Genomic DNA, 10227 nt, shown 5'->3' on the forward strand with positions numbered 1-10227 from the left:
AAACGATTTCCGTGCATGCGGCGCAGGCGCTGGCCATCGCGGCAGGATTGCCGGCGCTGGAAGCGCGCCTGCTGCTCAGCCACGTCACCGGACTGACCCGCACGCAGTTGATCACGCGCGACGGCGACATGCTGGCGCCCGCCCAGCGCGACCGCTTTGCGGCACTGCTGGGGCGCCGCCTGGCCGGCGAACCGGTGGCTTACCTGCTGGGCGAACGCGAATTCTTCGGACGCGCCTTTCGCGTCACGCCCGACGTGCTGATTCCGCGTCCTGACACGGAGATCGCGGTGGAAGCCGCGCTCAGGCTGCTGGCGCCGCTGGCCACCCCCGTGGTACTGGATATGGGCACCGGCTCAGGCGCGCTGGCCGTCACCCTTGCTTGCGAGCGGCCCGACGCCGAGGTCTGGGCCACCGATATCTCCCCCGGCGCGCTGCGGGTGGCGCAAGACAACGCGCAGGCGCTGGACGCCGGCAATGTGCGCTTTCTCGCTTCCGACTGGTATGCCGGCTTGCCCGCCGGGCAGCGTTTCGACCTGATTGTCAGCAATCCGCCCTATATCGCCGCCGGGGACCCGCACCTGGTCCAGGGCGACCTGCGCTTCGAACCGATCGATGCCCTGACCGATCATGGCGACGGCCTGTCGGACCTGGCCGCCATCGTGGCCGGGGCGGCCGCGCACCTGCGCGCCGGCGGCTGGCTGCTGATGGAGCACGGCTACGACCAGGGCCAGGCAGCGCGCGACCTGCTGGCGGCAGCCGGCATGGCCGATATCTTCACCGCGCGGGACCTTGCCGGCCACGAGCGCTGCACCGGCGCCCGGCTGCGGCCCGCCCCCCTGGCGGGCGCCTGAAGCAAGCGGCCGATTCCGGTAAAATCAATGATTCAACGGTGCGCGCCGTCCGCGCGCCCTCCGATTTCCCGATAGTGGCGACCGGCCCGAGCCGGCATCGCGCTTCAACCGAAAAGAGACATCATGAGTGACGTGCAGCAAAAGATCGACCAGATCGTCAAGGGCAACCCGGTGGTCCTGTTCATGAAGGGCACCGCCCAGTTCCCGATGTGCGGCTTCTCCGGCCGCGCCATCCAGATCCTGAAGGCCTGCGGCGTCGACGCACCGACCACGGTCAACGTGCTCGAGGATGAAGGCATCCGCCAGGGCATCAAGGAATACGCCAGCTGGCCGACCATTCCCCAGCTCTACGTGAACGGCGAGTTCATCGGCGGCTCGGACATCATGATGGAGATGTACCAGAACGGCGAACTGCAATCGCTGCTCAAGGCCTGAGCGCTGGCATGACCGCGACCGGCGGCAGCCAGCCGCGGCGCCTGATCGTCGCCATCACGGGCGCCACCGGCGCGGTCTACGGCGTCCGGCTGATGCAGGTGCTGCGCGCCGCGCCTGGCGTGGAGACGCACCTGCTGATCTCGCCCGCGGGCGTGATGAACCTGCAGCACGAACTCGACCTCGGCAAGGCCGAGGTGGAAGCGTTCGCCGACGTGGTGCACAACGTGCGGGATATCGGCGCCACCATTGCCAGCGGCTCCTTCGGCGCCCACGCGATGGTGGTGGCGCCCTGCTCGATGCGCACGCTGGCGGCCGTCGCGCACGGCCTGTCCGACAACCTCATCACCCGCGCCGCCGACGTCACGCTCAAGGAGCGCCGCAAGCTGGTGCTGATGGTGCGCGAAACACCGCTGAATCTCGCCCACCTGCGCAATATGACCGCCGTCACCGAGATGGGCGGCATCATCTTTCCCCCGGTGCCCGGCTTCTACCAGAAACCGCAGACCCTGGCGGAACTGGTCGACCACACCGTCGGCCGCGTGCTCGACCTGATCGACGTGCCGCAGACCCTGGCGCCGAGCTGGGGCGGCCTCAACGGCCAGGCCTGAAACGGCACGCGCCTCGCGGGCTCCGTCGCCGTCAGCCCACATCAACGCCAATAACGGTAGCGGCGACCGCCGTAACCGTGATAGCCATAGTAGCCGCCGTAGAAGCCAGGGGCCACCACCACCGGCGGAGCATAGACCGGCGCGGGCGCCACCGCCACGCCCACATCGCCACCGTACGCAGGATAAGCCGGATAGACCGCGCAGCCGCCCAGCATCGCAGCGCCTGCGACCACCAGCCCAATCATCAGTGTTTTCATTGTCATCGTCCTTGCGGCTTGGTTGTTGCCTTAAGAACGTTATACGGGGCGGGTTGGTAATACAGGGTCAACCTGCTGTAACCCTTGTTACGAATCGCAACGTTTGGGTGAACGTAAAGGGACTTGGGATTGCGGGGCGAAGCGAGCCGTGGCGACACGGCTCCCCGTATGCGAGGTGAAACTGCAGTTGACGTTGACGTTGAAGCACAAACGCCCAACAGACGCCCCCTCACGCCCCCTCACGCCCAAACCTCAAACCTCAAACCTGACCCCCTGCGCCAACGGCAACACATCCCCATAATTCACCGTATTGGTAGCCCGCCTCATATAGCCCTTCCAGGCATCGGAGCCGGATTCACGCCCCCCGCCGGTAGCCTTCTCCCCGCCGAACGCTCCGCCGATCTCCGCCCCGCTCGTCCCGATATTCACATTGGCGATCCCGCAATCGCTGCCGGCGGCGGACATGAAGCGCTCCGCCTCCCGCAGCGACTCGGTAAAGATGCAGGACGACAAGCCGTGCTCGTCCGCGTTGTTCAATGCGATGGCTTCCTCCAGCGTGGTGTAGGGCATCACATACAAGATCGGCGCGAACGTTTCCGTCAACATCGTCTCGTGCTGGCGATCGGTCAGCACCAGCGCCGGCCTCACGTATTCGGCGTTGGGAAAATGCTCAGCCAGCACGCGCTCGCCGCCGTGCACAGTGTTGCCGTGCTCGCGGCACCGGAGCAGCGCACCGGCCATGGCCGCGCCGGCGGCGCCATCGATCAGCGGACCGACCAGGGTGCCTTCGGCAAGCGGATCGCCCACCGGCAGGCTGCCGAACACCTGGATCAGGCGCTGCGCCACGGTCTCCAGCAGATCGGCATGGACGAAGGCGCGGCGCAGCGAGGTGCAGCGCTGCCCCGCCGTGCCGGCCGCGGAGAAGGTCATCGCGCGGATCGCCAGTTCGAGATCGGCCGAGGGCGCGATGATGGCGGCATTGTTGCCGCCAAGCTCAAGGATGGCACGCTTGAAGCGCGAGGCGCAGGCCATGCCGACTTCCCGGCCCATGCGGGTGGAGCCGGTGGCGCTCACCAGCCGCACATCGGCGTGTTCGACCAGATGCCGGCCCAGCGCCTGCCCGCCCGGGAGCACCGTGGCGATGCCGCCATGCAGGGGCGCGGCGATCTCCAGCACGCCGTCGAGCAGGCTCTGCATGGCCAGCGCGCTCAGCGGCGTTTTTTCCGAAGGTTTCCAGATCACCCCGTTGCCGCACACCAGCGCCAGCGCCGCGTTCCACGCCCATACCGCCACCGGGAAATTGAAGGCGGAGATGACGCCGCACAGCCCATAGGGATGCCAGGTTTCACGCATGGCGTGCTGCGGCCGTTCCGAAGCAATGGTCAGGCCGTGCAACTGGCGCGACAGCCCGACCGCGAAGTCGCAGATGTCGATCATCTCCTGCACTTCGCCCAGCCCTTCCTGCAGGATCTTGCCGGATTCGAGCGAGACCAGCTCGCCGAGATGCTTCTTGTGTTCGCGCAGCACTTCGCCGAAACGGCGCACCACCTCGCCGCGCACCGGCGCCGGCACCAGGGCCCAGCCGGCCTGCGCCACGCGGGCGCGTTCGATGCGCGCATCCGCATCGGCCAGACTGCAGGCCGGCAGATGCCCGAAGACCTCGCCGTCGATGGGCGAGCGCACCGGCAGTGCGCCGGCAGGGCCTTCACCGTCGCGCCAGGGCGTCTTCAGCCCGATGGCCTGCCAGCAGGCCGCGAATTCCTGTGCTTTCATGCCGTTGCCTCCTGAAGCGGATGACGGGTGTAGTGCCGGCCGAAACGGTTGGCCAGGAAAGCGTCCAGCGGCATCGCCTCCTGCGGCACGAAGCCGGCTTGCGGCAGCTTGCCGCTGGCGACCAGGTCCAGCGCGGTGCAGATGCCTGCCGCCGTAGTGAGCTGGATCGCATTGACGTGGCCCGCAGCGGTATCGGCGCCGCCGATACGCACCGAGAACGAGGCCTGCGTCAGCGGACCGCGCCCGCCCTTGCTCCCGGCGGCATAGCCGGTGGCGTTGGCGAACACGATCACCACGTCCTGCTGCGTGGCAGGAATCGCGCTCTCGAAGATTTCCAGCATCCAGTCGCGGCGCTCGCGCAGCCGCAGGTCGTTGAGCAACAGCTTCATCACCGCGCAGTGCCCCGGATAACGGATCGATTTGTAATCCACGTCGCGCGCCCGGCCCGCCAGTGTCTCGGGCAGCGTGCCGAGCCCGCCCGATGTATTAAAGGCTTCGTACTCGATGCCGTCCAGCGCGAAGCTCTCCAGCCCTTCCAGCGCGGGCACTTCCACGCGGCGCCCGTCGACGATGGCCTCGCAGGGATTGCAGTATTCGTTGATCAGCCCTTCCGTGCTCCAGGTCAGGTTGTACTTGAGCGCGTTGCTGGGGTAGCGCGGCAGCGCGCCGACCCGCATCTTCAGGTCGAGCAGTTCGCCGCCACCGCGCAGGAAACGCTGGGCCAGGTCGTTGCCGACCACGCCGATGAAGCCGGGGGCCAGCCCGCACTGCGGCATCAGCACCGAGGATGCGCCATCGGCCAGGCGGCGAATGGCATGGGTGGCGGCAACGTCCTCGGTCAGGTCGAAGTAATGCACGCCAAGGCTGGCCGCGACCGTCGCCACGCCGACCGCGGCATGGAACGGCAGCGCGTTGAGCACGGCGTCGGCGCCACCCAGCAGCCAGGCGCAGTCCTGGGCCTCGTCCGGGTCGCCTACGCGCACGGCGACGCCTTCGGGCAGGCCTTCGAGCTGGGTGGGTTCGCGGTCGACCAGAGTGACATGGTAATCGCCGCTGTCATGCAGCATGACAGCGATGGTACGGCCGATCTTGCCCGCGCCCAGCACGACCACGCGCATCGGCGCCCGCCTGGTGCCGGACGTGGGCATGCCGGTCGAGGCGCCGGTGCCCGGGGCGTCGGCGAGGGCGGTGGCTTCGGTGAGGTGTCCAGTGTGGTCCAGATGGCCGGTTGGCGTGATGTTGGTCATGATGTCCCTCTTGGCAGTGTTTCATCGGTGTCTGTCCGCGATTAAAGTATGGTTGCGGGCACAGTCAGAATGAAGGGACAAGATTGACGAAAAGGCCTGACTTTCGAACGATTCGACATCACAATCAGTCGAAACGTCGAAACCCTTTCATTCAATGCGTCGCTGGGTACCGCCCGGGACCTTCCCGCAGCTGCCGCCAGGCTCATGACCGACCTCGACCAGACCGACCGCCACCTGCTCTCCCTGCTGCAGGCCAACGCGCGTGAAAACGCAGCCAACCTGTCGCGCAAGCTCGGCATTGCCCGTACCACCGTGGTGGCCCGCATCGCGCGGCTCGAGCGGGAAGGCGTGATCGCCGGCTATGGCGTGCGGCTTGGCAAGGTGATGGAGGACAGCGCCATCCTGGCGTTCTGCGGCATGTCGGTGATGCCCAAGGCCGCGCCCGCGGTGGTGCGGGCGCTGCAGCGTTTTCCCGAGATAGAGGAGCTGAATTCGGTCAGCGGCCCGGTGGACTATATGGCGGTGATCCGCTGCGACACACATGCCCGCCTGGACAAGCTTCTTGACGAAATCGGCGCGCTGGATGGCGTCAACCACACCACTACGTCGATCGTGCTGGCGCGCAAGATCGACCGGCGGCGGGCGGCGGGCTGAACCGCGCGGCGCATGCAAGAGGCCTATGCCGCACAACGCGGCGAAAAGGCCGGACCAACCTCAGGACCAACGATCGGAGAGCAGGACGATGAGCAATCGCATTCGAGTCGCCGTGGGCGGCGTGACCGGCTGGGCCGGCGGCGAACTGGCGCGCGGCGTGGCGCACGCGGACGATATGACGCTGGTGGCCGGACTGTCGCGCGGCGCCGCCGGCCAGACCCTGGCCGAACTGACCGCGCACAAGGGCACGCCCGGCGTGGCGGTGGCCAGCATCGACGAGCTGGCGGAGGGCGCCTTCGACGTCTATGTGGAATACACCAGGCCCGACGTTGCCAAGCGCAATATCCTGCAGGCGCTGGCCAAGGGCGCGCATGTGGTGGTGGGCACATCGGGGCTGTCCGACGAGGACTACGCCGAGATCGATGCCGCCGCGCACCAGGCCGGGCGCGGCGTGCTGGCCTGCGGCAACTTCGCCATCACGGTGGTGCTGCTGCAGAAATTCGCCGAGATGGCTGCGCGGCACCTGGAACATTGGGAAATCATCGACTACGCCAAGGCAGGCAAGGTCGACGTGCCCTCCGGCACGGTACGAGAGCTGGCCTATCGGCTGGGGCAGGTCCGCGAGGCGGCGCAGGTGGTGCCCGTCGATCAGGTCAAAGGGCCGAAGGAAACCCGGGGCGCCACCCTGTCCGGCAGCCAGGTGCATGCGGTGCGCCTGCCCGGGTATCAATTGGGCGTGGAAGTGATCTTCGGCGCCGACGGCCAGCGCCTGCACCTCAAGCATGAGGCGGGTGACGGCTCCAAGCCTTATGTGTCCGGGGCGCTGCTGGCGATCCGCAAGGTGCACACGGTAACGGGGCTGGTGCGCGGGCTGGACAAGGTGATGGAAGGGCTTTGAGGCTTTGGCGAATCGGGTCAGCTTCGTTTTGCGCCCGGGCGGGTAACCGTCACGCGCTTCAAACCGCGCCGGCGCCTCTTCACCATTTCCCGTCCTTCCCCTTCTTCGCCCCCGCCTTGCTGGCCGCCTGCGCTTCGGATGCCGGCGTGGGATTGAGCTGTTGCGCCATGGCGGCATCCTGGTTGGCCATCAGCAAGCGCGCCTGGGGCAGCAGCATCTCGATGGTGCCTGTATTGGGATCTTCCGGAATGGCGTAGAGCTCCACGGTCAGCGGCTTCTTCATCCAGCCGGCATGCACGCTCTTGACGACCTTGCCAGCCTTGTCCTTGATGCTCAGTTGCTCCGATCGGTAGGCTTTGCCAAAGCGCGCGGTCAGGCTCTCCACCGCGTCGTTCTCGGAGCGCACGCCGTCGGTCGGCACGATCAGCCCGACCAGGGCATTGCCATCGACAAAGGCGACGACATGCGGGCCGTCCATGAAGGCGGGCCGCTTATCGCGCGGCACGCCAACCTGGCGCATCACGCCGTCACCGCGCAATTCCACGCACAGGGCGGTCACATCGCGGCCATCGGCGCTGCGTTTGTCGGCACAATCGGGCAGCGCCGGCAGCGGGCTGCCGATCGCCAGGCTATCCAGCATCGGCGCCAGCGTGTCGGCGGCGCCATCCTTGGACGCGGCACCGGCCCAGGGCGATATCAACAGCAGGCTGGCCATGGCCAGCCCGGCGAGGGGGTATTTCATCCAGACTCCTGAGAAAAGCTCCGGATTGGAGCGCCCCCCGCGTGCGTGGTTCCTGCCACCTGCCATCAGGTGGCATGGCAGCCGCCTGCCGGGGGTTAATACGTCATATGCAGCACGGCGTTTGCCAATACCGCCAGCAGTACCAGCAGCAGGCCCCACAACAGCAGCCGCGGCACCCGGCTGGGTGGTAGCTGCCGGCGTGGCGAACGTGCCGGGCGCGGCTGCGCAGCGCGCGTGCCGGACGGACGTTTGGCGCCGGTAGCGCCCGGCGGTCGTTGCGTGGCCATCTGTGCTCCCCGGTGCATGATGCCGGCGCGAATCCTCATGTGCCGCCGCTGCACATCGCCGGGTGCATGGCCCGGGCGCCGCTCATGTTAAGGCAAAGCAGCGCCCCGTACCATGGCCTCATCCTGCCCTTATGGGGCGGACGCCACTTTGCGCGTGACATTCAGCGCTTCGCGCCGGAAGGCATGCCCCACGTGGTGATAGAACGGATGCGGGCAGAACTGGCGCGCGAGGAAGGAGGCCAGCAGCGAGGCGGCCAGCAGGAACACCGTGAGATCCTGTGAACGCGTCATTTCCATCACGATCACGCTGGCGGTAATGGGCGCCTGGGTGGCGGCGGCCAGGAAGGCCGCCATGGAAACCAGCGCCAGCACGCGCGGCTCGGTCATGCCGCCGAAGAAGTGGCCGACCAGTTGCGCCACATTGGCGCCGATGCCGGAGCCGATGGCCAGCGAGGGCGTAAAGATGCCGCCCGGGATACCCGCGAAATACGACACCACGGTGGCCGCCAGCTTGGCGATGCCGAACCATAGCGTGGCATGCGGCTCGCCGTTGATCAGGCCGGCTGCCTGCTCATAGCCGGTACCGAAGGTGGCGCCGCCGGTGGACCAGCCGATCGCCGCGGCCACCAGGCCGCACAGGAAAGCCACCCGTACCGGGTGCTGCGCCGGCCACGCACGCAGCCGCGCCGGCAGCAGCGCCGGCACACCGCCGGCCAGCAACTTGGCGAACAGGCCGCCAAGCACGCCGTTGACCAGCGCGCACAGCAGCACCGGCCCCCAGGCATCATGCAGTGCCAGGATTGGCGTCTTGACGCTGAAGTACGGGTTGTTGCCAAGAATGGCCAGCGACAGGAAACCGGCGGTCAGGACGCCCGACAGCACCAGCCGGTCCCAGCGCACGGCGGTGCCGCGGCCGAGTTCCTCGATCGCGAACACGACGCCGGCCAGCGGTGTATTGAACGCCGCTGCCAGGCCCCCGGCGGCGCCGGCGGCAATCAGCGCATTGGGGTGGAAGCCGATGCGGAACTGCAGGCGCTCATGGCACCAGCGGCCCCAGGCCAGCATGGCGGCGGCGCCGACCTGCACCGAGGGACCTTCCCGCCCGATCGAGGCGCCCGCCAGCAGGCCGCCGGTGGTCAGCAGCACTTTCCACATCGACTGGCGGAACGACACCAGCACGGTTTGCGCCGGCCCGGAGGGTGGCAGATTGACGGCCGCGATCACCTGCGGAATGCCGCTGCCGCGTGCCTGTGGCGCCAGGCGGATGGTGAGCCAGCGCAGCGCGGCCAGCCCAAAGGGCAGCAGCACGAAGGCCAGCCAGGGCGTGGCCTCGGTCAGCCGGTAGTTCCAGCGCAGCGCCACTTCGGCAATCCACGCAAAGATCAGGGAGAACAGCGCCACGCAGCCGGCGCCGCACATGAAGACGGCGTAGCGCAGCGTGGTTCGGGAGATGCGCCACATCTGGCGCGACTTGCGGTCGGCGGCCAGGCGGGCCCGGCGGCGCAGGGCGCGCAGCCGGTCGGTTTCGGCGCTGGCATCGCGATGCGGCTCGCGGGGGACGGGGGGCGGATCGCGATGGGGATCGTGCTGCGGGTCGCGTGGCGGATCAGACGCGTTGTCGTTCATGGTGCGGCAGGCATGGGCAAAAAAACACCGTGACTGGCCCGAGGGTCGGATTCATCACGGCGTGATGGAACTATACGCCCATCGCCGCCGCAGGTGCCGCGCTGCTATCGGAGCCTGGCGCCTCGCGCCTCGTGCCTCGTTAATCCAGCGAGATATGGTTGGCCTGGATCACCGTACCCCAGCGAGCGCGGTCGGCCTCCACGTAGCGCTGGATTTCAGCGCTGTCGCGCGGGCGCTGGATCACCAGCCCGAGCGTGGCGAAGGTGTGCCGGAACTGCGGATCGCTGGTGGCCTTTGCCGCCGCGGCCTGCAGGCGCGCGATGGCGTCGGGCGGGGTCTGGGCCGGCACCGCCAGGCCGAACCAGGTGGCGGCCTGGTAGTTGGGGTGGCCGCCCTCGGCCACGGTCGGCACGTCAGGCAGCACTTCCAGGCGTTCCTTGCTGGTCACTGCCAGCGCCTTGAGCTTGCCGGCCTTGATGTGCGGGAGCGACGTGCTGACCACATCGATCATCAACTGCACGTCGTTGGCCAGCAATGCCGCCAGCGCGGGGGCGCTGCCGTTGTAGGGCACGTGAGTGAGATTGATGCCCAGTTCGCTCTTGAGCATTTCCGTGGCCAGCTGCAGCGGGTTGCCGAGGCCGACCGAGGCGTAGTTCAGCTTGCCGGCGTTGGCCTTGGCATAGCCGGCGAACTCGCGGATATTGGCGGCCGGCACCTGGGCATTGGTCACCACCACCAGCGGGATCTCCGCGGCGATCGAGATCACCTTGAAATCGCGCTTGGCGTCGTAGTTGACCTTCTTGTAGAGCATCGGGTTGAGCACCATGCTGGCATTGCTCGCCAGCAGCA

Annotated in this window: 12 protein-coding genes; 5 read left to right on the plus strand and 7 right to left on the minus strand. The window is 67.7% G+C overall.

Annotated features, from left to right (window positions below; translation table 11 throughout):
• Nucleotides 1–5 precede the first annotated feature (5 nt).
• The 3 genes from prmC to P3W85_RS00185 all read left to right on the plus strand — a co-directional run bounded on the left by prmC (nt 6) and on the right by P3W85_RS00185 (nt 1894).
• Complete coding sequence (prmC, locus tag P3W85_RS00175) at nt 6–851, plus strand: peptide chain release factor N(5)-glutamine methyltransferase (protein ID WP_276263281.1); 846 nt, start codon at nt 6–8, stop codon at nt 849–851.
• Nucleotides 852–974: 123 nt separating this feature from the next.
• A complete protein-coding gene (gene grxD / locus P3W85_RS00180) occupies nt 975–1286 on the plus strand; it encodes a Grx4 family monothiol glutaredoxin (RefSeq protein WP_276263275.1) in 312 nt (103 codons plus the stop codon).
• Nucleotides 1287–1294: 8 nt separating this feature from the next.
• Entirely contained in the window at nt 1295–1894 is a 600-nt protein-coding gene (locus P3W85_RS00185) for a UbiX family flavin prenyltransferase (RefSeq protein WP_017228549.1), read from the plus strand.
• Nucleotides 1895–1935: 41 nt separating this feature from the next.
• Here P3W85_RS00185 and P3W85_RS00190 read toward each other — a convergent pair whose 3' ends face one another.
• The 3 genes from P3W85_RS00190 to P3W85_RS00200 all read right to left on the minus strand — a co-directional run bounded on the left by P3W85_RS00190 (nt 1936) and on the right by P3W85_RS00200 (nt 5072).
• Complete coding sequence (locus P3W85_RS00190; RefSeq protein WP_035813955.1) at nt 1936–2151, minus strand: hypothetical protein; 216 nt, start codon at nt 2149–2151, stop codon at nt 1936–1938.
• A 252-nt stretch (nt 2152–2403) separates the two neighbouring features.
• Nucleotides 2404–3924 carry an L-piperidine-6-carboxylate dehydrogenase gene (gene amaB, locus P3W85_RS00195; protein WP_276263276.1) on the minus strand — a complete coding sequence of 507 codons (1521 nt, stop codon included), beginning with the start codon at nt 3922–3924 and terminating at the stop codon, nt 2404–2406.
• Nucleotides 3921–5072, minus strand: a complete 1152-nt coding sequence (locus tag P3W85_RS00200) for a saccharopine dehydrogenase C-terminal domain-containing protein (RefSeq protein WP_276263282.1) — start codon at nt 5070–5072, stop codon at nt 3921–3923. Before P3W85_RS00200 ends, amaB begins: the two co-directional genes overlap by 4 nt.
• Before the next feature lie 303 nt (nt 5073–5375).
• Here P3W85_RS00200 and P3W85_RS00205 point away from each other — a divergent pair, with 303 nt between their 5' ends.
• Both P3W85_RS00205 and dapB read left to right on the plus strand, forming a co-directional pair.
• Nucleotides 5376–5825, plus strand: a complete 450-nt coding sequence (locus P3W85_RS00205) for an Lrp/AsnC family transcriptional regulator (RefSeq protein WP_017228544.1) — start codon at nt 5376–5378, stop codon at nt 5823–5825.
• Nucleotides 5826–5913: 88 nt separating this feature from the next.
• The gene (gene dapB / locus P3W85_RS00210; protein WP_017228543.1) at nt 5914–6723 is read left to right on the plus strand and encodes a 4-hydroxy-tetrahydrodipicolinate reductase; all 810 of its coding nucleotides are present in this window, start codon (nt 5914–5916) and stop codon (nt 6721–6723) included.
• A 79-nt stretch (nt 6724–6802) separates the two neighbouring features.
• Here the strand turns inward: dapB and P3W85_RS00215 are convergent, their stop codons facing one another.
• From P3W85_RS00215 to P3W85_RS00230, 4 genes are all read right to left on the minus strand, one after another.
• Nucleotides 6803–7465, minus strand: coding sequence for a hypothetical protein (locus P3W85_RS00215; RefSeq protein ID WP_276263277.1), 663 nt, complete (start codon nt 7463–7465; stop codon nt 6803–6805).
• A 95-nt stretch (nt 7466–7560) separates the two neighbouring features.
• Nucleotides 7561–7752 carry a hypothetical protein gene (locus tag P3W85_RS00220; protein WP_276263278.1) on the minus strand — a complete coding sequence of 64 codons (192 nt, stop codon included), beginning with the start codon at nt 7750–7752 and terminating at the stop codon, nt 7561–7563.
• A 129-nt stretch (nt 7753–7881) separates the two neighbouring features.
• Nucleotides 7882–9378: a chloride channel protein gene (locus tag P3W85_RS00225; RefSeq protein ID WP_276263279.1), complete on the minus strand. Its 1497-nt coding sequence runs from the start codon at nt 9376–9378 to the stop codon at nt 7882–7884.
• A gap of 139 nt (nt 9379–9517) precedes the next feature.
• Nucleotides 9518–10227: Bug family tripartite tricarboxylate transporter substrate binding protein (locus tag P3W85_RS00230; protein WP_276263280.1), on the minus strand; the 710-nt coding region annotated here is incomplete at its 5' end.

Source organism: Cupriavidus basilensis, from assembly GCF_029335485.1.
Taxonomy (GTDB): domain Bacteria; phylum Pseudomonadota; class Gammaproteobacteria; order Burkholderiales; family Burkholderiaceae; genus Cupriavidus; species Cupriavidus basilensis_E.

What these genes read in the sequence shown, in the direction of transcription:
- grxD (WP_276263275.1), top strand. Translation starts at nt 975, where the DNA reads ATGAGTGACGTGCAGCAAAAGATCGACCAGATCGTCAAGGGCAACCCG.
- P3W85_RS00185 (WP_017228549.1), top strand. Translation starts at nt 1,295, where the DNA reads ATGACCGCGACCGGCGGCAGCCAGCCGCGGCGCCTGATCGTCGCCATC.
- P3W85_RS00190 (WP_035813955.1), bottom strand. Translation starts at nt 2,151, where the DNA reads ATGAAAACACTGATGATTGGGCTGGTGGTCGCAGGCGCTGCGATGCTG.
- amaB (WP_276263276.1), bottom strand. Translation starts at nt 3,924, where the DNA reads ATGAAAGCACAGGAATTCGCGGCCTGCTGGCAGGCCATCGGGCTGAAG.
- P3W85_RS00200 (WP_276263282.1), bottom strand. Translation starts at nt 5,072, where the DNA reads ATGCCCACGTCCGGCACCAGGCGGGCGCCGATGCGCGTGGTCGTGCTG.
- P3W85_RS00205 (WP_017228544.1), top strand. Translation starts at nt 5,376, where the DNA reads ATGACCGACCTCGACCAGACCGACCGCCACCTGCTCTCCCTGCTGCAG.
- dapB (WP_017228543.1), top strand. Translation starts at nt 5,914, where the DNA reads ATGAGCAATCGCATTCGAGTCGCCGTGGGCGGCGTGACCGGCTGGGCC.
- P3W85_RS00215 (WP_276263277.1), bottom strand. Translation starts at nt 7,465, where the DNA reads ATGAAATACCCCCTCGCCGGGCTGGCCATGGCCAGCCTGCTGTTGATA.
- P3W85_RS00220 (WP_276263278.1), bottom strand. Translation starts at nt 7,752, where the DNA reads ATGGCCACGCAACGACCGCCGGGCGCTACCGGCGCCAAACGTCCGTCC.
- P3W85_RS00225 (WP_276263279.1), bottom strand. Translation starts at nt 9,378, where the DNA reads ATGAACGACAACGCGTCTGATCCGCCACGCGACCCGCAGCACGATCCC.